Raw genomic sequence first — 23211 nt, forward strand, 5'->3', positions numbered from 1 at the left:
AAAACACAAACCTCACTGTTTTTTATAAAAAGGAAGTTTCAACAAATGTTAAAATTATTTCAAATGAAAAATACTTTTATATATTTATGAACTATTTTTAATATTCCCAAAAATAGTAGGGATATTTATAATGAAACTAACTAATTATTAAAAAAAATGAAAAAAAACAGCAATAGGCAGCTACTTTTTGTGATTCCTGCACTTTTGGGTCTGACGGTTACTCAAGCACAAACAGCACCCACTGTAAAAGAGCCAGGTATTAATGTAAACTACATGGACAAGGCAGTGAAACCTAGTAATAACTTTTTCCGTTATGTAAACGGCACATGGTTAGACAATACAGAGATTCCATCTGACAGAACGCGTTGGGGAAGTTTTGACGAACTTAGACAAAGAACAGATGCTGATGCTTTGGCCATATTAAAAGAAGCTGCAACTAATCCAAAATACAAATCGGATACGGATCAAGGGAAAGCTATCAATTTGTATAAAACGATTCTCGACACTGTAGGTCGCAATAAGTTAGGGATTACACCATTAAAGCCTTACTTGAAAAAAATTGACGCTGTTAAAAACACAAAGGATTTAGAAGCTTTATTAATCGAAATGGAGCCTTTGGGAGGAATAGGGTTTTTGGGTGCTTATATTGGTCCAGATGCTAAAAATAGTAATCGAAATGTAATCAGTGTTGGGCCGGGAAGTGTAGGTCTGCCAGATCGTGATTACTATGTTTCTGAAGATGCAGATTCAAAAGAAAAAAGAGCAAAATACGTCCTTCATGTTGCTAAAATGCTAGGGTTTCTAGGCGAAAAACCAGCCGCAGCAAAAATGCATGCCGAGCGAATTTTAGCGCTTGAAATCGAAATGTCAAAACCAAGATTTGACCGTGTTGAAAGAAGAGACAGAAGAAAATCGTACAATCCTATGACGGTTAGTGATTTACAAAAACTGACTCCTTCATTAAACTGGAATACTTATTTTACAAATATAGGATTGAAAAACGTGGATTCATTAATCGTTTCCCAGCCGAAATACATGACGGCTTTTGAGTCTATTTTGAAAGAAAATAAAGTAGAAGACTGGAAAGCATATATGCGTTGGTCATTATTGAATAGATCATCAAGTCAATTATCAACTGCAATTGAAGAAGCAAATTTTGAGTTTTACGGAAAAACCTTAACAGGTGCGGTAAAACAAAGACCAAGTGATGAGCGCGCTTTGCAAGTTATCAATGGAAGAATAGGTGAGGCTTTAGGAAAATTATATGTGGAGAAAAAGTTTCCTGCTGAGGCCAAAGCCAAAGCAGAGAAAATGATTAAAAACATCTTTATTGCTTTTGAAAACCGAATCAACAATCTAACTTGGATGTCACCAGAGACTAAAGTAAGTGCGGTTCAAAAATTACACAAGTCAAAAATTAAAATTGGATACCCAGACAAATGGAAGGACTATTCGGCTTTAGTTATTAAGAGTCCAGAAGAAGGAGGAACCTACTTTGAGAACACAAAAAACATGGCCAAATGGCGTTTTGAAGAAGACCTAGCCGATTTGAATAAGCCAGTTGACAAAACCAGATGGGGAATGTCTCCTCAAACAGTGAATGCATACTACAATCCTTCGTATAATGAAATTGTATTTCCAGCAGCTATTTTGCAACCGCCATTTTACAATTACCAAGCTGATGAAGCGGTAAACTACGGTGGAATTGGAGGAGTTATCGGACATGAAATTTCTCACGGATTTGACGATTCAGGATCACGTTACAATGCCGAAGGAAATTTAGTAGACTGGTGGACAGTTGAGGATTCAAAACAATTTGCAGCCTTAACTACAGCGCTTGCTAATCAATACAGCGCTCTAGAACCTTTACCTGGAACTTTTGTTGATGGTAAATTTACTTTAGGAGAAAACATAGGTGATTTAGGAGGAGTAAATGCAGCTTATGATGGTTTGCAATTGTACTTAAAAGAAAATGGAAATCCAGGCTTAATTGATGGTTACACTCCAGAGCAACGTTTCTTTATTTCTTGGTCAACGATTTGGCGTACTAAATCTCGAGATGAAGCAATAAAAAATCAGGTAAAAACTGATCCGCACTCTCCTGGAATGTATCGTGCTTATGTGCCTTTGCAAAATATCGATACTTTTTATCAAGCTTTCGATATTCAATCAACTGATGGTATGTATATTGCTCCAGAAAAAAGAGTTAGAATCTGGTAGAAATACCTAGCAATTATAGATATAAAGGCTGTTTCAAATTTTATTTGAAGCAGCCTTTTTGCTATCTGTTTTTTAAAGAAGTGCAGTCCACTTTTAATAGTTTCGCTATGAGGAGTTGCAATATTTTTGGCATTCACGATTTATATTACTGATCAAAAGTGTATTCATTTATTATGGAATATTGCGACAAAAAAAATGGGCTGTCTCTAATACACTACCCGTTTTTTTAAATCTAAGTATATTTTATTTTCCTTTAACAGATGCTTCTAGGTTTTTCTCGATTGTATGACTTGGTCTCGACCATTTTGGTTTTTCATCAAGGGTTTTGAATTGAGAGTTTTTAGTTTCAACTGTTGCTGGTTGAGAAACTGTAGTAAAAGGTTTCTGTGGATTTAAACCCAACCTTTCAAAAATTTTCATGTCTTCATTTACATCTGGGTTTGGAGTTGTCAACAATTTATCTCCTGCGAAGATTGACTTTGCATCAGCAAAAAAGTACATTGATTGTCCTTCGTGACTCATATTCATAAATCCTGCTGATAAGCGTACTTGTGTTTCAGGCATGGTAACTCGGGTTGTGGCTCCCATTTTGATCATTTCCTTCAACTGAAGTAAGGTAGAGTACTGCTTGCGGGCAGTAACCACAATCTTCTGGACAACTACCGGTTTTAATAGATAATAAAGTGGAAGCCTGAATTACATTAGGGTCATGGTATTCTCTATGTGTTGGGTCTGCTTCAGAAAGCAAATCCATCATAGGTTTATTATATATTGCAATAATTTCTTCTCTCGTATATTAATGCTTATAAATGTTATTTTTTATTTGCTAAAAAGTAGTTAAAATGTACTAATGACACAACGCATTATAGTTTAAAAAGATAGGATAGATAATTTTGAAAAGTGGGCTAGTCAGATGTTAGGCGGTTGTTCCAATAAAGCATGAGTAGCATTGTAACAATGACAGAGGCTGCTACGCCTTCAAAAAGTAGGGACGCAGAATAGGTGAATATTGAAGGGTTGCCACCAAATAAAAATGTTTTAGACAAAGTTTCTACATAAGCATCACCTCCTTGTAGATAACTGTAAATAATTAAGCCAATAATACTTAGAAAAACACCTATAAGTGCAGTAATCATTGCTGAAACAGCATTATTAACAAAGTTATTTTCGCCGTCAACGATGTTCATTTGTACAGATCTATTAACGCCATAAAGAACAAAAATCACATTTATTAATCGCAAATAGAATAAATCGCCATAACCCATGGCATCCATTAATAGGAAAAAGGCTCCCGTTGTAGCAGCGATTATAAAACCATTCAAAAATTCTTTTCGTAATTTCATATTGTTTGTTTTTAAAGAATATAAATCGTGTCGGTACTAAAAATCTTGTTTATTTTGGCTGATTCGATACTGAAAAACTAGAAATATTTTCGCTAAATTCCCTAGTCAGACGGATATTTATTCTTCCAAAATAGCATCAATGAGAAAGTAACAATTAAGGCTGAAACGATGCCTTCAATAAGAAGTGTGATAGTATAGGTAACTGCAGTAGGTGTTCCTACAAATAGAAAGGTTTGTGATAAATTTTGAATATAAGCGTCACCTCCTTTTGCATAGATATAGGCTAATAATCCAGCGGTGCTTAGAAAAATACCTGCTAATGAAGTGAGAAATGCAGAAACTGCGTTAGTAGCAAAAAAGATTTCGCCCTCACGAAAATTTGATTGTAAAGTCCTGTTTGCTCCATAATAAACAAAAAGAATATTTAAGAGCCTTAGGTAGTATAAATTAGATAAATGTAATAGCTCCATTAGTAAGAAATATAGGCCTATTCCTGTAAAAATAACAATTCCATTTAGTAGTTCTTTTGGTAGTTTCATATCCTTTAATATAAAAAGTTAAGGTTATTTCTTTGAAATACAGGGTGATGCCTATCAAATTTACGTAAAATCTTGATATGTTCTATGAAAAGTACTAATAAATTTTAGATTAATTATCGAAGTTCATTCAGGTAAGTCAGAGCGGTATTTTTATCTTTTTCCAGCTGTTGAGTCAATAAATCTACGGAGTCAAATTTTTGCTCAGAACGAAGGTATTTAAGTATAGAAACAGTTAATTTTTGGTCATATAAATTAGTGTCGAAGTCTAAAAAATGGATTTCAATAGCTAGTTTTTCTCCTGATACTGTTGGATTAAATCCAATATTCATCATTCCAAATACCGTTTTTTTATTGATCATACTTCGTACAACATAAACACCATTATGGGGAATCAGTTTATAGTCTTCTTCTATTTTTATGTTAGCAGTAGGGAACCCAATAGTTCTTCCCAATTGCTTTCCTTTGACAACAGTTCCTGACAAAAAATAGTTGTATCCTAAGTATTTGTTTGCCAATGCCATATCGCCTTCAAGTAGTGATTTTCTAACTTTAGTGGAACTTACAGAAATGTCGTTTATTTCTTGCACTGATATTTGCTCGACCTCAAAGCCATATTTTTCTCCGAAACCGATAAGGTCATCAATATTTGCTGTACGATTTTTCCCAAATCGATGATCATGACCAATAATAATTTTATGAATGTTAAACTGATCGACTAATACCGTTCGAACAAAATCTTCGGCTGTTAATTGAGAAAAAATTTCATCAAAAGGATGAATAACGAGGTTCTCAATCCCAATAGCTTCTAGTAAATAAATTTTTTCCTCTATTGTATTCAGTAATTTTATATCGGAATTCTCTTGTAAAACCATTCGGGGATGTGGGAAAAAAGTCAGTACTAAACTTTCGTATTTTCCATTTTCAGTGCCTTGCGTAATTTTTTTCAGAATTTTTTGATGCCCCTTGTGAACACCATCAAAAGTGCCTAATGTGAGGATTGTTTTTTTATCTGAACTGAAATCTTTTATGGATTTAAAAATCTTCAAGGGAATTGTTTTATGATTTTGCAAATTTATACTATCTAATTCAAATGTGATAGTAAATAGAATCGATTTTGAGTGAAATTCTTAAATTAAAGTATTTATTCAAATTTTAGATTTAAATACTTTATTTTTGAGGATGTAATACGCTGAATCCATGAAAAAAAGTGTTTTATTTCTGCTAGTTATCATATGGTATTTACCAATGCATGCTCAAAATGACGCGCTTTGGAAAAAGATAGAACAGCCCCAGACATCAAATAGTGCGAGAAACACTGGTAAATCCACTTTGGGAAAACCGTTAGTATTCCAACTGGATGAAGAAGTATTAAAAAAAGCCTTGCTTTCGAGTCAGAATACTACTTCAAAAAACAAAGGAGTAGAGATTACAATTCCAAATTTAAATGGAGTGTTTGAAAAGTTTTTGGTTTGGGAATCTTCAAATTTCGCGCCAGAACTGCAAGCTGTGTATCCTGAAATTAGAGCATATGCGGGAGTAGGAATAACAGATCCTAAAGCTACGCTTAGTTTTAGTTTTTCGCCAAAAGGAATACAAACGATGATTTTACGAGCCGGTAGCGGTTCAGAATTTATTGAATCTTATCAAGAAACCCCATCTTTATATGTTCTTTTTTCTTCGAAAGACAGAGAGCGAGGAAGTTTGCCATTTGTCTGCAAAACGGATGATTTGGCTCTAAATAAACAATTGCTAAATAAGACGGCTAAGACAGCGGCTAACAATAAAGTTTTTAAAACCTTGCGATTGGCTTTGTCTTGCACAGCTGAATATACAACTTTTCATGGCGGAACAAAGCCCAAAGCCCTCGCGGCGATCAACGCTACCATGACTAGAGTGAACGGTATATTTAATAAGGATTTGGCTTTGAGACTTGTAATCATTGTTAATAACGACCTTGTCATATTTACTAATGCGACTACTGATCCTTATTCTGATGCTGTAATTGGAGTAGATGGGGAATGGAGTGATGAGCTTCAAACTACTTTAACAAATGTGATTGGTGACACTAATTACGATATTGGTCATTTATTTGGTGCAAGTGGGGGTGGTGGAAACGCTGGTTGTATCGGTTGTGTATGCGGAACTGGAAAAGGAAGAGCCTATACTTCACCTGGAAATGCGATTCCACAAGGAGATGATTTTGATATTGACTTTGTAGCGCATGAAATGGGACATCAGTTGGGTGCTAATCATACATTTTCTTATGAACTGGAAGGTACAGGTGTCAATGTTGAGCCCGGTAGTGGATCGACAATTATGGGTTATGCAGGAATTACAGCTGATTATGATGTTCAAGAGAAATCGGATGATTATTTCGCTTATGCCAGTATTTTACAAATTCAAAATAATCTTGCCACTAAAAACTGCCCTGTAAGTACTGCTATTACTAACAACCCACCAGTAATAGATGCCGGTCTAGATTATACTATTCCTAAAGGAACGGCTTTTATATTAAAAGGTACCGGTACAGATCCTGAGGGTAATGTACTTAGTTATACTTGGGAGCAAAATGATGCAGCGATTACCGCTAGTGGAGACAATAGTATAGCTGTTCCTACAAAACTTGATGGGCCTTTGTTTAGGTCTTTATCTCCTAGCGCTAGTCCTATAAGATATATGCCAATGTACAGTAATGTACTCTCGAATAAATTGACAAGTAAGTGGGAATCTGTATCAACTGTGGCTCGAGCACTCAATTTTGTTCTGACAGCTAGGGATAACGCTGGTCAAGGATCTGCTCAGACAAATTCAGATGGAATGATTGTGAATGTTAGTGGAACTGTAGGGCCTTTTGCTGTTACTTCACAAAATACTGACAATATAAGTTGGACACGGGGATCCGCTCAAACCATTACTTGGTCTGTGAATGGGACTAATGCGCTTGTGGGTTCTGGAAATGTGAATATAAAACTTTCTACTGATGGTGGCTTGACGTTTCCAACTCTGCTAGCGGAAAATACTCCGAATGATGGCGCTCAATTGATTACTGTTCCAAATATTGCTGCAAAAAACTGCAGGATTTTAATAGAGCCCGTGGCTAATATTTATTATGCAGTAAACAGTGCAGCTTTTGCAATAGGATATTCAGTAAACTCAGCATGTAATACCTACACCATTGGGGCTCCATTTGCTATAGCCGAGCAAGCGGCTTATACCACACGAACTATTACTGTACCTTTTACAACTGGTTCCGTTGCGGATGTAGATTTTAATGTGAGTTTTACTCACACTTATTTATCTGATGTCGAAATGGAAGTTATAAGTCCGCTGGGAACTACGGTGAAATTATTTGATAGAAGCTGTGCCAGTAGAAGTAGTACTTTGCAATTGAAATACGATGATTTGGGAGGCAATCTTGATTGTGCTGCAACTACTGTGCAAACTGTAGCTCCTTTTCAGCCCTTAGCGTCTTTTAATGGAGAGGATCCAACTGGGACTTGGATTTTTAGAATTCGGGATGCTTATGTGGGGGATTCTGGAACTTTAAATTCTGCGTCTATTGCTATTTGTACAAAAGAATACACTTTAGGCACAGAAGATTTTAAGAATGTTGACTTTGTACTGTATCCCAATCCAAGCAAGGGGAATTTTAATATTCAATTTACAAGTCAGACCGAAACGATAGTAAAAGTCTTGGTTCATGATTTGTTAGGCAGAAAATTATTTGATAAAGAGTATGAAAATAACGGAGATTTTAATAAAAATATTCAATTGCCACAGCTGCAAATGGGTGTTTATTTAGTGACGGTGATTGACGGTGATAGAAAAGAAGTTAAAAAAATTGTGGTTGAATAAGCTTTACTGATTGAAAATGAAAAAGGGAAACGTATTATCACGTTTCCCTTTTTTATTTTCCATTAAATGTTGTCATGGTATTTTCCAGTCCTGCAGTTCCAAATGACTTTATGATTTCGGAGGCTACTTCTAATCGTTCTGGAAGTGCGGTTTTCTCGGCTTCATCCCAGTCTCCAAGAACATAATCCACTTGTTTTCCTTTTTTAAACTCATCACTGATTCCAAAACGGAAACGGGTATATTGATTGTTATTTAGAACTAGATTGATGTTTTTTAAACCATTATGGCCACCGTCGCTTCCTTTTGGTTTGATGCGAATCGTTCCAAAAGACAGATTCAAATCATCAGTAATCACGAAGAGGTTTTCTAGCGGAATGTTTTCTTTGTCCATCCAGTATTGTACGGCTTTTCCACTTAAGTTCATGTAGGTGTTTGGCTTTAGAAGAAAAAAGGTTCTTCCTTTAAATTTGTACTCTGCCAGAGCGCCTAATTTCACAGTTTGAAAGGATAGTTGTTCTTTTTTGGCAAAATTATCGAGTATTTTAAAGCCTATGTTATGGCGTGTATTGACATATTCAGCACCTATGTTTCCTAGTCCTACAATTAAAAATTTATTACTCACGCTTTTCATATTGTTTTTTTGGTGTTCGTGAACCTCCGGTTTCATACAATCGGTGTTGACTTCTTTTTGTTTTGATGTAAATATATCTGATATCCATTTTAGCATGCTGCAAAAGTAAACTTAATTACATAATTAGTCAATGAGATATTTAGATAATTTAGTGGAGCAGGGTCTGGGGATTTTCTAAGGGTGAAGAAACGCTGTTAAATAGCCCCGATAGAAGTAAAAATCCTTTTATCCTGAACTTGTTTCAAGATCCTGAAATAAGTTCGGGATAAAAGATTGAAACGGATAGCGGGACAGTTCCTGTGAGAAAAACAGGTGTTTGTGCTCCTTAAAAATTAAAAACGGGAAAGTAGGGATGAAGTTGAGTAGCTGAGATAATCCCGAAAGCTTATGAGGGCGATTAACCGAGTGTGAGAATCTGAAACGAGTTCAGATTAAATAAAAAAAGCACCAGTTTTACAACTGATGCTTTTAAATATGAGTGAAAAAATATTATTTTTTCTTTCCTTTTGCAGGAGCTCCTTTTGCTGCTTTCGCTGCTTCTTGAGCTGCTTTCATAGCTGCACGAGAGATTCTTACTTGAGCAACAACAGTGTTGTCTTGGTGGATCAATTTGTATTTGTCAGAAACAAGTTTCGTAACGTACAATTTGTTCCCCATCATAAGTGGAGTAATGTCAGCTTCAATAAAATCAGGAAGATTTTTTGGTAAAGCTTTTACTTTCAATTTACGAGTGTTTAAACGTAAAACACCACCTGCAAGAACACCTTTAGATGTACCTACGATTTTCACTGGAACTTCCATAGTGATTTCTTTGTCATCATAAAGTTGAAAGAAGTCAATATGTAAAATTTTGTCAGACACCGGGTGAACCTGAATGTCTTGTAGAATTGCATTGAATGATTTTCCACCTTCTAATTCAATCACAACTGTGTGAGCGTTTGGAGTGTAAACCAAGCTTTTGAATGCTTTTTCTTCTGCTGAAAAATGTACTGGTTGATCTCCTCCGTATAACACGCAAGGAACCGCTCCAGCATTACGTAAGGCTTTAGTCGCAACTTTTCCCACGCTTTCTCTTTCTGATCCTTTAATTGTAATCGATTTCATTGTAAAAATTATATAGTTATTAAATATTCTAATTGTTTGTGATTACATGATAAACTTCCCACTGATGGAGTTGTTATGATGTACCATGTGCATAACTTCGGCAAAAAGTGGCGCACAACTCAACACTCTTATTTTTTTTGATTCTTTCTTTAAAGGAATAGAATCAGTAACGATCAATTCTAATAATTGAGAATTTTCTATTTTTTCGTAGGCATCACCTGATAAGATGGCGTGAGTACAAATTGCTCTTACGCTAATTGCTCCTTTTTCCATCATTAAATCAGCGGCTTTCGCCAAAGTTCCTCCGGTATCGATCATGTCATCTACTAAGATTACATTTTTACCTTTCACTTCACCAATCAATTCCATGGTGCCAATAACATTAGCAGCTTTTCTTTGTTTGTAACAAATAACTACATCAGATTCTAAGAATTTAGAATAAGCATACGCTCTTTTTGAACCTCCCATATCTGGAGAAGCGATCGTTAAATTGTCTAATCCTAAGCTTTTTACATAAGGTAAAAAGATAGTTGAGGCAAAAAGGTGATCCACTGGTTTTTCAAAGAACCCTTGAATTTGATCTGCATGTAGATCCATTGTCATTACTCTAGTTGCTCCGGCAGTTTCTAACAACTTTGCTGTTAGTTTTGCTCCTATCGGAACTCTAGGTTTGTCTTTTCTATCCTGTCTTGCCCAACCGAAGTAAGGTATCACAGCTGTAATATGTCTTGCAGAAGCACGTTTTGCAGCATCAATCATAAGTAACAATTCCATCAGATTATCTGAATTTGGAAAAGTAGAGCAAACAATAAATACGCGAAGTCCTCTAATAGACTCTTCGTAAGAAGGTTGAAATTCCCCGTCGCTGTATTTCGACATGGTTACTTTACCTAACGGAATTCCGTATTCTGCCGAGATTTTTTCAGCTAGATAGACACTTTGTGAACAAGCAAAAATTTTAGCTTCTGGTTCTAGGTGTGACATTTAATTTGTTGTTTTTGTTCCGCTGCTTTCCATATTGTTGGGCAATGTCTTGTGACAATCGCTTTGTTTATGTATTCGCCTCGTTTGTAGTTAGTTAGTGTGTTCCGTTTTATCGAGGTGCAAATTTATGAAATTTATTCAACTCTGAAAGGAAAATTTTAAGTATTTTTAGTAGAACTTTTAATATTATTTTTTACATTTGCACCGTGTTAAAGGAATCGATGGTTGGTTTAATTACAATCACCTCTTTTATTGCGTTGAAATAATTGCTGTTATTTCATGTCTGCTAAGCCCGGATGGCGGAATTGGTAGACGCGCTGGTCTCAAACACCTGTGGGAAACCGTGCCGGTTCGACTCCGGCTCCGGGTACAAAAACCTCTTCGAAAGAAGAGGTTTTTTTGGTTTTATACTAAAGTGAATTGCGTAGTATTAATGCGCATTTGTTTTCTATTTGTTCTTCCTTATTTTTTAAAATCATTTGGGCCAGTATTCTTCCCATGGCGTCAAAATTAGTCGAAATGGTGGTAATCCCATTCCCTACTACCTTTTTAAGCGGAGTGTCATTGTAAGATACAATTCCATAATCAGTTCCTAACTCTAGATTTTGAAGTTTAGAAGCTTCAATCACACGTACTAGATCGCGATCATCTGGTATGATATAGACTTCTCCTAAGGTGATATTTCTATTAGTGAATTTTGTTATAACCTCATGATCAATTGAAAATTCTTCACAATATTTTTTAAAACCTTCTTTCATACCCACTGGCTCTCTGAAACCTGGGAAAATCATTACTAATTTCTTGTATTTGTTCAACTTAGACTTTCCTTTAATTAGAGCGTCATAAATGTCTTTGCGGTGATTTTGATAGACTGCAGGATATGATTTTAATTCTTCATTTGTTTGATCTAAAATGTAAACGTCTTCAACTGGTAGGGTTTTTATAATGGAAGCTGCCTCCGTAAGGTAGGTGGGCATTATTATGTATTTCGTGTAGTTGCCATTGTTATCGGTTATTAATTTTTTAAAAACCTTTACATTAAAGTGATGGAAGAAGATATCCACCTGAACGTTGTCGCCAATATTTTCTAGAAACGAACTGTAAAGATCTTCCTTGAAACTGTTCAGCTCATCAAAAAGTAAAAAGATTCTTTGCTTAATACTTACTTGAGTGCTTTTTATGTAATAGCCTTTTCCAAGAATGGCATAAATAATCCCTCTCTTTTTTAATTCATCATAAGCCTGTAAAACCGTATCTCGTGATAAACCAAACTCCAGACATACTTTATTGATCGAAGGTAATTTTTCGTCTTTTTTTAGATGACCATCTTTAATTGTTTTTTCAATAGAAGAGATGATCTGCTTGTATTTTGGGATTCCAACGTTATTTTTAATTAAGATAGGTTTCATATGCTTAAATTTTGCGCAATATACAAAAAACCGGTAGGTACAGGTATGTAAAAGGCAACAATTATTTTACTTTTGAACATTACTATTCAATAAGTAAAGTTCAAAAACAAAACATATATCGCATTTTATGTCTAATTCTATAATAAAATTGTTTGGTTTATTGCCTAACGAAGATGTTGCTCATTCTTGTGAATTAACGAATAAAAAGGGAATGTGTTTGTCGATAATTAACTACGGCGCTACAGTTTCCTCATTAAAAATTCCTTTAGAGAATGGTCAAATTGCAGATGTGGTTTTGGGTTTTGATACCTTAAAAGACTATGTAGCATCATTTAGCCTGCCCGGTGCACCTTATTATGGATCAACCGTAGGAAGGTTTGCTGGAAGAATTAACAAAGGTAAATTTACATTAAATGGGAAAGAAATTCAGTTAAATATAAATAATGAGCAAAACACGCTTCATGGCGGAATCCATAATTTTAGTCAAAAAGTTTGGGAAATCGAAGAAGTAAACGAAGCTAATAATCCGTTTATAAAACTAAAATTGTTTAGCCCAGACAATGAGGAGCATTTTCCAGGAGATTTATCAGTGGAGCTAAAATATACCTTGTCTGAAGAAAATGAGGTAATTATCGAATACAAAGCAACTGCTACTGAAGATACAATCATTAATTTAACGCATCATGGTTATTTTAATCTTGATGGTCATCAACATGCTGTATCTGAACAGGAGTTAACGGTAAATTCTCAAAAAATAGTAGAGCTGAAAGCAGATAATATCCCTACAGGAACTATCTTAGATGTGTCAAATGGCTCATTTGATTTTAGTAGCCCCAAAAAATGTCCTGTAAAAATTGATAATACGTTTGTTTTAGAATCAAAAGAAGAATTTGCAGCGACGCTTTACAGCAAAAAAAATAATTTAAAAATGTCCGTGTTTACAGATCAGCCGGGTGTTCATATTTATGTTGGTGGAGATTGTGGAAATGTTCTCAAAGGAAAAGAAAATACAAATTATCATGCGTTAAGTGGCATTTGTTTCGAAACTCAAAATTTTCCTGACGCTCCCAATCATAAGAATTTCCCAACTGCATTATTGAAAAAAGGGGAAGTTTACCAACAGAAAACGATCTACAAATTTGAAACTTTTTAAGTCTACGTAATGAATGACATTTTAATACAAAATACCACGAAATATTTTCAAGAAACCTTTGGTTCACAGCCAAGTCAAGTGGTTCTTTCTCCGGGTAGAATAAATATTATTGGAGAGCATATCGACTACAACGACGGTTTTGTGTTGCCAGCGGCAATCGATAAGATTATATGTTTTGCTTTCGAAAAAAACAATTCAAATACCTCAAAAATAGTTGCAATAGATCTTGATGATACTTTTGAAATAGATCTTTCGGCCGAAGTTCAACACGACGATAAGGTTTGGACAAATTATATTAGAGGAGTTATTCAGCAATTAAAAAACAACGGCTTTCAGTTTGAAGGCGTGAACTGTGTTTTTAGTAGTTCCATTCCAGTAGGTTCTGGTCTGTCTTCATCGGCAGCATTAGAGTGCGGATTTTTATTTGGAATGAATGCGTTGTTTAATTTAAATATCAAACCAGTTGACATCGCTTTAATGGGTCAAAAAGCCGAACATTGGGTAGGAATCAACTGCGGAATTATGGATCAGTTTTCTAGCGTGATGGGTTTAGAAAATAAAGTCATAAAAATTGATTGTAGAACATTAGAATACACCTATCACGACGCTAATTTTAGTGATTATTCCTTGATTTTATTTGATTCGAATGTAAAACACTCCTTGATGACGTCAGCTTATAACGAAAGGCGACAACAATGTGAGGAAGGAATTGCCATTGTAAAAAGTAATTTTCCAGAGATAAGCAGTTTTAGAGATTGTACGCCACAAAACATCATAGACTTAAAAGATAAAATGAGCGCTGATGTCTTTAAACGTTCTCTTTATGTAGTGAAGGAAATCAATCGCGTAATTCTGGCTTGTGAGGCTTTAGATAATGGGAATATTGAATTATTAGGCCAGTTAATGTTTGAAACGCATGACGGATTATCTAAGGATTATGAAGTGAGCTGTGATGAATTAGACTTATTAGTCGATTTAGCTAAGAAAGAAGAAGCGGTTATTGGCGCTAGATTAATGGGAGGTGGTTTTGGTGGTTGCACTATAAATTTAGTTAAAAAAGGAAATGAAGAGGCAATCAAAGCACAATTTGCAAAACGTTACTTTGATGCTTTTGGGATTGAATTAAAAATATATGATGTCAAAATAGGAAACGGAACATCAATTTATAAGTACAATTAAAATGAAAAATTTCGATATTAACGAAGATCCGCACAGACGTTATAATCCGTTAATCAACGAATGGGTTTTGGTTTCTCCACATCGTGCTAAAAGACCTTGGCAAGGTCAAAACGAAACGGTTTCATCAAATTCGTTACCTGAGTATGACACAAGTTGTTATTTATGTCCAGGGAATGTTCGCGCAAATGGGATGGAAAACCCAGCGTATGAAAACAGTTTTGTATTCGAAAATGATTTTGCTGCTTTAAAACAAGAAGAAATCGCTTTTGAAGGAAATAAAGAGGAAAGTTTTTTTAGAGCACAACCCGAAAGAGGAATTTCTAGAGTGGTTTGCTTTTCGCCAAAACACAACTTGACTTTACCGGAAATGAGCGTGAATGCTATTGAAGATATCATAAGTACTTGGCAAAAAGAATATACTAATTTAGGTAGTGTAGATTATATTAATCACGTTCAAATTTTCGAAAATAAAGGAAGTGTGATGGGTTGCAGTAATCCGCATCCTCACGGGCAAATATGGGCTCAATCTTCTTTACCTACGGAAGTGGAAAAGACTCAAAATAATTTGAAAACTTATTTTAACAAGCACGGTAGTACTCTTTTACTAGATTATTTGCAGGAAGAGTTAAAACTGAAAGAGCGTATTGTTGTAGAAAATGATCATTTTGTGGCCTTAGTTCCTTTTTGGGCAATTTGGCCATTCGAAACTATGATTATTGGAAAACGCCACGTAACTAAAATAACTGATTTTACTCCAGCGGAGAGCACTGCTTTTGCTACTATTTTGAAACAATTGACCATAAAATACGATAATCTTTTTGAGACTTCGTTTCCTTATTCGTCAGGAATCCATCAAGCACCTACTGATGGAGAAGCGCATCCAGAATGGCAGTTTCACATGCATTTTTACCCGCCATTGTTGCGTTCAGCTACCGTAAAAAAATTTATGGTAGGTTATGAAATGATGGGAGAATCACAAAGAGATATTACTCCTGAGAAAAGTGCAGAGATGTTGAGAAATTTATCGGATGTTCATTACAAACAAAAGGCTTAAGCTGGAAGGGTAGGAATGGCGATTGGTTTTTATTAGTTAACGATTGTCGAAAATAAGTATATTAGGGCCTTAAAATTAAAATAAAATTTTATAATTAGAAACAGTAGATAGTATGGCAACAGAATTTGGGTTTATTGATTACTTGGTTTTCAGTGCTTATGCAGTGTTAATCTTAGGTGTTGGATTATGGGTGTCTCGTGAAAAAGACGGACAACAGAAGAATGCAGAGGATTATTTCCTTGCCAGTAAATCATTACCATGGTGGGCAATTGGTTCTTCATTAATTGCTGCTAATATTTCGGCTGAGCAATTCATCGGAATGTCTGGTTCTGGTTTTGCTTTGGGTTTAGCGATTGCCTCTTATGAATGGATGGCTGCTTTTACTCTTATAATAGTAGGAAAGTACTTTTTACCTATTTTTATCGAAAAAGGGATTTATACTATTCCTGAATTTGTTGAAAAGCGATTTTCAACTAACCTAAAAACAATTTTAGCCGTTTTCTGGATTGCATTATATGTTTTTGTTAATCTTACTACGGTTTTATATCTAGGAGGTTTAGCAATTGAAACAATTTTAGGAGTGGACATGATGTATGCCATTATAGGATTGGCGCTTTTTTCGGCTGCCTATTCATTGTACGGCGGACTTTCGGCTGTGGCTTGGACAGACGTAATACAAGTTGTTTTTCTTGTTCTTGGTGGACTGGTAACAACCTATTTAGCCTTAAACACCGTTTCTAACGGAGCAGGAATGTGGCAAGGTTTAACGACAATTTACGAGGCTGCTCCAGATCGTTTTGTAATGATCTTAGATGAAGCAAATCCAGAATACATGAATCTTCCTGGAATTGGGGTATTAGTAGGTGGGCTTTGGATAGCAAATATCTATTATTGGGGTTTCAACCAATATATCATTCAAAGAACTTTGGCTGCAAAATCATTGCGTGAAGCTCAAAAAGGAATTTTATTGGCTGGATTTTTAAAATTAATTATTCCATTTATTGTTGTGGTACCTGGAATTGCAGCCTATGTAATTGTAAATGATCCAGTAATTATGGCTCGACTAGGAGCTTCAGCAATGGAGAACTTACCTGGAGTAGGTACTGCAGATAGAGCGTATCCTTGGTTGTTGCATTTTTTACCAACAGGTCTTAAAGGTTTAGCGTTTGCCGCTTTGGCTGCTGCAATTGTATCTTCTTTGGCTTCAATGTTGAACTCGACATCTACCATTTTCACGATGGATATTTATAAGCAATATATTAATAAAGAGGCTAACGATAGAACAACCGTTAATGTAGGTCGTCTTTCTGCAGGTATGGCATTAGTGATTGCTGTGATAATGGCTCCGCTTTTGGGAGGGATTGATCAAGCATTCCAATTTATACAAGAATATACTGGGATCGTGAGTCCGGGTATTTTGGCGGTCTTTATTCTAGGATTATTCTGGAAAAAAACAACGAACAAAGCAGCAATATGGGGAGCTTTGTTTTCTATTCCTATCGCGATGTTCTTTAAGGTGGGACCAAAATCCTGGGCAGCAGGAAGCGGAATGGAGTCTTTCTTTCCAACGCTACCTTGGATGGACCAAATGGGATATACAGCGGTTATAACTATGATTCTAATCGTGATAATCAGTTTAACTCAGAATAAAGGAAATGATGATGCTAAAGGAATTCCTTTAACGAAAGAATTGTTTAAAACAAGTCCACTATTTAATGTGAGTGCCTTTGCTATAATGATTATTTTAGTGGTGTTGTACGCAATATTTTGGAAATAAAAAGTAGTAAATGTTGTATTGATTTGCAATATTTAATTCGAATAAAAGAACATTAGAAACATAGGTTTTGTAGTTAAAAAAAAACAGCTCAATTATTTGAGCTGTTTTTTTTGTGCTTGTTACTTGGTAATTCGGTCCATTACCCAGCTGGTGTGAGTAGCTGATTTTCCAGTCGAATGATGTGTGCTATTGCCTAGTAAATGCTCGCGTATTGCTTGCGCATGATAGTACTGAATATTTTCTGGATGTTCGATAAGGAGTTGTGTATTTCCATCTTCATTTGAAAGGATTATTGGCTCTTCGCCAAATACAGAAAATTCGATTTTACCTTGACTACCGTAAATAGTTACCTTGTCTTCTCGTGCTTGACACCCAAAGTTCCAACTTCCGGTTCCCGTAACTCCTGATTCGTGAAACCAGGATGCAGCGGTTGCGTCATTTGAAGTGTATAAACCCTGCTGGTTAAGGCTTATTCCAGTTGCATTTTTAATATCTCCTAAAAGGTAGCTGAATAAATCCAACCCATGACTTGCTAAATCATCAAAGTAACCAGCAGATGCGATAGTAGCATCTGTGCGCCAGTTGTAAGGACCTGATAAATCCTGCTCAGAAGTAGGTTTGCTAAGATGCCAATTTATATGTCTTACTTCACCGATTCCATTTGTTTCAAGCCAAGCTTTAATTTGATTAAAACGCGGCAAAGAGCGACGGTAATAAGCTACAAATAGCGGGATATTCTTTTTGTTAAAAGCTTCATTTATAGCGAGACATTCCTCATGACTTGGAGCCAATGGTTTTTCGATGCAGCATATTTTTCCTACTTCGGCTACTTTAAGTCCGTAAAATTTATGAGTATCTGGTGGTGTAGCGATGTAAATAGCGTCTACTTCGGGATCATTTATTAATTGATCGGCATCCGTGTAATATTTTTTTATTCCGTGTCTTTTAGCATAGTCGGCTGCTTTATCGCCGTCTCTTCTCATGACCGCTACTACTTCAAACCCCGCTGTTTTTTGGTAAGCGGGACCACTTTTTTTCTCAGTGACAGCACCGCAACCTAGTATTCCCCAGCGAACAGTAGTTGTTTCTTTATTTGTATCGGACATTGTATTTTTTTTTAGTCGCAACCGTCTATGCCACAGCTGCCTTCTGTTGAAGAATTCAATATAGTAATTTTTGAATCGAAATCGCCTTCTTCCCAAACTTTTTCTAATGTCTTTATAAATGTTTCCTGATGTTGTGCGCCAGAAACAGCATATTTATTGTCGAAAACGAAAAAAGGTACTCCTTGTACTCCAATGTTTCGCGCCATTTCAATGTCCTGTTTTACATCATTTGCGTAGGTGTCAGAATTTAAAACAGTGACAATTTCTTTCGAATCAAGTCCTACTTGAATTCCTAATTCGTGTAAAGTGGTTAGGTCGTTAATGTTTTTACCGTCTGTCAAATACGCTTTGAATAATAATTCTTCTAATTCATTTGATTTATTGTGTTTTTTTGCGAAGTGTAATAGCCTATGCGCGTTGAAAGAATTGGCCATTACGGCTTTTTCAAAATGAAAGTCCAATCCTGAGTTTTTAGCATTTCGAGTCATGCTATCCATCATTTCTTGTGCCCATTCTTTGTCTTTTTGGTATTTTTCGGCAAGATGTTCGGCCATATTATCGTCTGCTGATGCCACAAAGCTAGCGTCTAACTGGAAGCTTTTCCATTCGATTTCTACACTCGCTCCATGAGGAAATTCAGCTAATGCAGCTTCAATTCTTCTTTTTCCTATATAGCAGTAAGGACACATAATGTCCGACCAGATTTGTATTTTGAGTTTATTTTCCATTTCGAAATTATTTTTTAATTCATTGTTTGTATATACAAATTTAGTAAAATGCTTTTGTAATAGGGTAGCGTTTATGGATTTATTGGGAATTGATATGGTTTCTATTAGCTAATTTTTTCTGATAATGAACTGAATGCGCTGCTAACGAAGGATGGTTGGAGCGTTTCTTTACACGCCATAATAAGCAATCTCTTTTTTCGAAAGCCGAATAATTACTCATTTCTAAAAAAGAGTTTTGCTTAAAACATAGTTAAGATTTGATTTTGAATCAAGTTAAGTTTCGAATTAATCTACTATTTATTGTTCTGTTAATGAGGTGATTAATGTTAAAAGTGGTTCTTAGGTTCTAATTAGCCATCTTTGGGATACTATTTTTTGGCACGCTAGTTGAATATCCCATTTCAAGTAACAATGAAATAGCGGAAGCCGAAAAGCTCATGAGTAGGCAAAATACAAAATAATAATACCATGAAAAAAATTACCCTTTTAGTAGCTAGTATCCTCATAATGGGAGGTGGTGTAGCAAATGCAACAGAGAAAAGTAACTTGTCTATAGAGAGAAGAGTAGCTGTTGATCTTAGACATGCCGATCCGATTGTTTTTACGGAGGGCGGAATTGAGTTCTACATTTTTGCCGATGGACAATTTGATTTTAATGCGCGTACTTATGGTCGTGATAAAGCTTTTAAGGCAAATAAAAGAGGGAACGGTCATAGAAATTATGGTGCAGCTTCTACTTATCGAGAAAATGGGCACGGCGTAAAAGTGCAGTACGATAGAAGAGGTAATGTAACTCGTGTTGGAAATGTTTCGGTTTACTTCGATTCTAACGATAGAGTTAGACGAGTAGGTGCTGTACAAATGACATACAATCGTTTTGCTTTAGAACGCGTAGGTGGTTTAGAAATTATTTATAACCGTCGTGGTCAGATTGTGGATGTGGTTGGTAGAGTAAATGATCGTAGAGGTTATGCGTACAACCAACAGAATGATTATGATGACCGTGACTATAGAGCGTATGATTCAAGAGTTGTAAAACAGGATAATAGAGTAGCGGCGTCTGTCGATGTAAGAATTGTTAAAAGGAATTAGTTTGTATAAGATGATTGGTGAATGATCCCGCTGGTATTCGTATCGGCGGGATTTTTATTTTCTATTGTTATAGTATTTTTTATAAGTTTAGTTTGTGACAAATGATTTAGCAGGATGTACTTTGATGTATTTAGCTGGGTTTTAAACAAAAAAAACCATTCGCCGCGACGAATGGTTTGTTATATAGTTTGAATATAAAAATTATGCTAGTAAATCCAATACAAATGACGGGAATAAACCTAGTGCAATATTCAATACAATTGCGATTACGGCAACGGCATAAATAGTTACAGGAGTTCCTGTTCTTTCTTCATTAGGCTCCTTAGTGTACATCGCCAGGATGATTTTAAAGTAGTATCCAACGCTTATAATCGAATTGATAACTGCTACTATTACTAAAGCAACAAAGCCCGCTTGTAGCATGTTGTTGAATAAAAATAATTTGGCAAAGAAACCTGCGAAAATTGGAATACCCGCCATAGACAATAAAGAAGCTGTTAAAATAGCGGCCAATAAGGGGTTAGTTTTTCCTAATCCGTGGAAATTAGCCATATCCTCATTTTCGTTGTTTTTACACACATAAATAATAACACTAAAAGCAGCGATACCTGCCAATGCATAAGCTGAGGTATAATACAATAATGTTCCCGCTGTATTTACTGTACTTAGTAAAGTCATTATCATAAATCCGGCATGGGATATTCCTGAATAGGCCAAAATTCTTTTTACATTGACTTGACGCAATGCCATAATATTTCCTACAGTCATCGAAGCCATAGAAATAATTACAATTACAATTTGCAATGAAGGTGAAATATCCGCATTCATGATTGTAAGCAATTTAAATAAAGTTGCGATTGCTACTACTTTAGCCAATGTACTCATTAAAGCAGTTGTCAAAGTAGGAGATCCTTCATAAACATCTGGAGCCCAGAAATGAAATGGTACTGCAGCAATTTTGAAAAACATTCCAATCGTTACTAGAACAATTCCAATAGGAAACCAAACTGGTAATTCAGCAGATTGTGATAATTCACTAATTTCGATAACATCAAAACTTCCCATCGCTCCGTAGATCAGACAGATTCCGAAAAGTATAATTCCTGAAGCAAAAGATCCCATCAAGAAATACTTTAAACCTGCTTCGTTACTTTTGGTACTCAATCTATTGCTTGCCGCCAATACGTATAGGGCAATAGATAATACTTCGATTCCTAAAAAGAACATCGCTAAGTTTCCAAAAGAAACCATGGCAACAGTTCCCGCCAATAAAAAGATTTTTATGGCAATAAAATCGGAGATTTTGCTTTGTTGATGCTCATAGAATTTATGGCTTAATGCCACTAAGAATATTGTTAAGATTATAAATAACCCACTAAATGCAGTAGAAAATTTACTCACAATAATCATATTGTTGTAGTAGGCAGCAGGTGAATTGAATTCAGAGATATCAAGTCCTAGAATGGCAAGTAGTCCAATAATTGTTATTGGAATAATGGCTTTTCTTAATTCGAAAATTTCAAATAAAAGGCATAAAACACCTAATCCTATTATAGCTATTAATGTATTCATTTTTTTTATTTGACTAGTTAATTCTGTTGATTTGAGTTATGATATTTTCCAGACTTGGTGTGATTAAGTCTGTAATTGGTTTTGGATACATTCCAAAAAAGAATAAAATCGCTAGGATAATTACTAACGCTAATCCTTCTTGAAAAGTAACATCCATAAATGCTTTTGTATTCGTTTCTCCAAGCATTACTTGCTGGTACATTTTCAACATGTAATAAGCTCCTAATATGATCGTTGTTCCACCTAGTAAGGCAAACCAGATATTAATTTGGGAAAGACCGTACAATACTGTGAATTCTCCAACGAAGTTGAAAGTAGTAGGTAGCGATACAGATGCCAATACTAAAAGCAAGAACATCGAAGCGAATTTTGGTGCTTGTGTACGAATTCCGCCCATTTCAGAAATAGTTCTGGTTTCGTATCTTCTAAATATAATTTCAGAGATGAAGAATAATCCAACTACCACAAAACCGTGAGCGATCATTTGTAATACTGCACCACGTAATCCGTCAATTGTGAGTGAATAGGTTCCAGCTGCAATTAATCCAACGTGTGCTAATGAAGAGTACGCTAATAACTTTTTTAAGTCTTTTTGGCGTAAAGCCACAATCGAACCATAGATTACTCCTGCAATTCCTAAGCTGATGAAGATGTATTTGTATTCTTCAGCGGCAAGTGGAGCAAGAGGCAGTTGCCAGCGAATGATGCTGTATAATCCCATTTTTAGCATAATTCCTGATAGCAACATAGTTCCTACTGTAGGTGCTTTTTGGTAAACATTTGCTTGCCAAGTATGGAATGGGATTAAAGGAATTTTAATAGCGTAAGCTAAGAAAAATACCAAGAATATCCATAATTGTTCAGTTGCTGATAAATTTAAGTTGTATAGATCTTCTAATAAAAAGCTTCCTGCTTGTTGGTATAAATAAACAAAACCAACTAGCATAAATAAAGATCCAGCTAAGGTATAGATGAAGAATTTCACCATTGCTTTTTTACGTTCTTCAGCATCGCCATTACCCCAAAGTAAAGCAATGAAATAAATAGGTATTAATGCTAATTCCCAAAAGATATAGTATAAAAGACCATCTGAAGCTAAGAATGTTCCTGCCATAGCAAAAACCATAAAAAGAATCAGCGAGTAAAACGCTTTTGCATTTTTATATTCATTTCCAAAAGAAGAAAATATAATAATTGGTGCTAATGCCAGTGTTAAGAGAATCATTGCGATTGATAGTCCATCTGCTTGTAGAGCAAATGAAATATTAGGTTGGTTGATCCATTGGCTTATAAAACTAATGTTTTCTCCAGCGTTGAAATTGTTTAACAATACGATTGCACATCCTAAAGACGAAAGGCTAAAGAACAATGCTACTTTTGAAGCCAGTTTGTCACCAGCCAGGTACGTTGCAAAGGCTCCAACAAAAAGTATAATTAACAGTATAGATACATTCATAGTATAAAA

At 35.4% G+C, this 23211-nt stretch carries 18 protein-coding genes, 1 tRNA gene and 1 pseudogene; 8 read left to right on the forward strand and 12 right to left on the reverse strand.

What is annotated here, in order from left to right:
- The first annotated feature begins 156 nt into the window (after nucleotides 1–156).
- Nucleotides 157–2220, forward strand: coding sequence for a M13 family metallopeptidase (locus tag FQU23_RS04560; protein ID WP_147672776.1), 2064 nt, complete (start codon nucleotides 157–159; stop codon nucleotides 2218–2220).
- Between the two features lie 243 nt (nucleotides 2221–2463).
- Here FQU23_RS04560 and FQU23_RS04565 read toward each other — a convergent pair.
- The 4 genes and pseudogenes from FQU23_RS04565 to FQU23_RS04580 all read right to left on the reverse strand — a co-directional run bounded on the left by FQU23_RS04565 (nucleotide 2464) and on the right by FQU23_RS04580 (nucleotide 5148).
- A pseudogene (locus tag FQU23_RS04565) lies at nucleotides 2464–2977 on the reverse strand (hypothetical protein).
- 148 nt (nucleotides 2978–3125) lie between these two features.
- Entirely contained in the window at nucleotides 3126–3563 is a 438-nt protein-coding gene (locus FQU23_RS04570) for a hypothetical protein (protein WP_147672777.1), read from the reverse strand.
- Between the two features lie 101 nt (nucleotides 3564–3664).
- Complete coding sequence (locus tag FQU23_RS04575) at nucleotides 3665–4102, reverse strand: hypothetical protein (protein WP_147672778.1); 438 nt, start codon at nucleotides 4100–4102, stop codon at nucleotides 3665–3667.
- A gap of 113 nt (nucleotides 4103–4215) precedes the next feature.
- On the reverse strand, nucleotides 4216–5148 hold the full coding sequence (locus tag FQU23_RS04580; RefSeq protein ID WP_147672779.1) for a bifunctional riboflavin kinase/FAD synthetase: 933 nt from the start codon (nucleotides 5146–5148) through the stop codon (nucleotides 4216–4218).
- A gap of 151 nt (nucleotides 5149–5299) precedes the next feature.
- On the opposite strand from FQU23_RS04580, the gene FQU23_RS04585 reads away from it, so the two are divergent.
- Nucleotides 5300–7957: a reprolysin-like metallopeptidase gene (locus FQU23_RS04585; RefSeq protein ID WP_147672780.1), complete on the forward strand. Its 2658-nt coding sequence runs from the start codon at nucleotides 5300–5302 to the stop codon at nucleotides 7955–7957.
- A 52-nt stretch (nucleotides 7958–8009) separates the two neighbouring features.
- Here FQU23_RS04585 and pth read toward each other — a convergent pair whose 3' ends face one another.
- The 3 genes from pth to FQU23_RS04600 all read right to left on the reverse strand — a co-directional run bounded on the left by pth (nucleotide 8010) and on the right by FQU23_RS04600 (nucleotide 10676).
- Nucleotides 8010–8684, reverse strand: a complete 675-nt coding sequence (gene pth / locus FQU23_RS04590) for an aminoacyl-tRNA hydrolase (RefSeq protein ID WP_147672781.1) — start codon at nucleotides 8682–8684, stop codon at nucleotides 8010–8012.
- Between the two features lie 393 nt (nucleotides 8685–9077).
- Nucleotides 9078–9692, reverse strand: a complete 615-nt coding sequence (locus tag FQU23_RS04595) for a 50S ribosomal protein L25/general stress protein Ctc (protein WP_147672782.1) — start codon at nucleotides 9690–9692, stop codon at nucleotides 9078–9080.
- 42 nt (nucleotides 9693–9734) lie between these two features.
- Complete coding sequence (locus FQU23_RS04600) at nucleotides 9735–10676, reverse strand: ribose-phosphate pyrophosphokinase (protein WP_132109788.1); 942 nt, start codon at nucleotides 10674–10676, stop codon at nucleotides 9735–9737.
- A gap of 290 nt (nucleotides 10677–10966) precedes the next feature.
- On the opposite strand from FQU23_RS04600, the gene FQU23_RS04605 reads away from it, so the two are divergent.
- A tRNA-Leu gene (locus FQU23_RS04605) sits at nucleotides 10967–11046 on the forward strand.
- 40 nt (nucleotides 11047–11086) lie between these two features.
- On the opposite strand, the gene FQU23_RS04610 is transcribed toward FQU23_RS04605, so the two are convergent.
- A complete protein-coding gene (locus FQU23_RS04610) occupies nucleotides 11087–12085 on the reverse strand; it encodes a GntR family transcriptional regulator (protein ID WP_147672783.1) in 999 nt (332 codons plus the stop codon).
- A 127-nt stretch (nucleotides 12086–12212) separates the two neighbouring features.
- Here FQU23_RS04610 and FQU23_RS04615 point away from each other — a divergent pair, with 127 nt between their 5' ends.
- The 4 genes from FQU23_RS04615 to FQU23_RS04630 all read left to right on the forward strand — a co-directional run bounded on the left by FQU23_RS04615 (nucleotide 12213) and on the right by FQU23_RS04630 (nucleotide 17248).
- Entirely contained in the window at nucleotides 12213–13238 is a 1026-nt protein-coding gene (locus tag FQU23_RS04615) for an aldose epimerase family protein (RefSeq protein ID WP_147672784.1), read from the forward strand.
- 9 nt (nucleotides 13239–13247) lie between these two features.
- A complete protein-coding gene (galK, locus tag FQU23_RS04620) occupies nucleotides 13248–14417 on the forward strand; it encodes a galactokinase (RefSeq protein ID WP_147672785.1) in 1170 nt (389 codons plus the stop codon).
- Nucleotide 14418: 1 nt separating this feature from the next.
- On the forward strand, nucleotides 14419–15471 hold the full coding sequence (locus FQU23_RS04625) for a UDP-glucose--hexose-1-phosphate uridylyltransferase (RefSeq protein ID WP_147672786.1): 1053 nt from the start codon (nucleotides 14419–14421) through the stop codon (nucleotides 15469–15471).
- 112 nt (nucleotides 15472–15583) lie between these two features.
- Nucleotides 15584–17248: a sodium/sugar symporter gene (locus FQU23_RS04630; protein WP_147672787.1), complete on the forward strand. Its 1665-nt coding sequence runs from the start codon at nucleotides 15584–15586 to the stop codon at nucleotides 17246–17248.
- A 119-nt stretch (nucleotides 17249–17367) separates the two neighbouring features.
- On the opposite strand, the gene FQU23_RS04635 is transcribed toward FQU23_RS04630, so the two are convergent.
- Both FQU23_RS04635 and FQU23_RS04640 read right to left on the reverse strand, forming a co-directional pair.
- Nucleotides 17368–18354 (reverse strand): Gfo/Idh/MocA family protein, encoded by a 987-nt coding sequence (locus FQU23_RS04635; RefSeq protein ID WP_147672788.1) that lies wholly within the window; start codon nucleotides 18352–18354, stop codon nucleotides 17368–17370.
- A gap of 11 nt (nucleotides 18355–18365) precedes the next feature.
- Nucleotides 18366–19082, reverse strand: a complete 717-nt coding sequence (locus tag FQU23_RS04640) for a DsbA family protein (RefSeq protein ID WP_147672789.1) — start codon at nucleotides 19080–19082, stop codon at nucleotides 18366–18368.
- 468 nt (nucleotides 19083–19550) lie between these two features.
- Between FQU23_RS04640 and FQU23_RS04645 the strand changes: the two genes are divergently transcribed.
- Nucleotides 19551–20174 carry a hypothetical protein gene (locus tag FQU23_RS04645; protein ID WP_147672790.1) on the forward strand — a complete coding sequence of 208 codons (624 nt, stop codon included), beginning with the start codon at nucleotides 19551–19553 and terminating at the stop codon, nucleotides 20172–20174.
- A 201-nt stretch (nucleotides 20175–20375) separates the two neighbouring features.
- On the opposite strand, the gene FQU23_RS04650 is transcribed toward FQU23_RS04645, so the two are convergent.
- Together FQU23_RS04650 and FQU23_RS04655 are read right to left on the reverse strand one after the other, a co-directional pair.
- Nucleotides 20376–21746, reverse strand: a complete 1371-nt coding sequence (locus FQU23_RS04650) for an NADH-quinone oxidoreductase subunit N (protein WP_147672791.1) — start codon at nucleotides 21744–21746, stop codon at nucleotides 20376–20378.
- A 13-nt stretch (nucleotides 21747–21759) separates the two neighbouring features.
- Nucleotides 21760–23202, reverse strand: a complete 1443-nt coding sequence (locus FQU23_RS04655; protein WP_147672792.1) for a NuoM family protein — start codon at nucleotides 23200–23202, stop codon at nucleotides 21760–21762.
- Nucleotides 23203–23211: the final 9 nt, after the last annotated feature.

Origin of the sequence: Flavobacterium sp. XN-5, assembly GCF_008033395.2 — a bacterium.
Classification (GTDB): Bacteria; Bacteroidota; Bacteroidia; order Flavobacteriales; family Flavobacteriaceae; genus Flavobacterium; species Flavobacterium hiemivividum.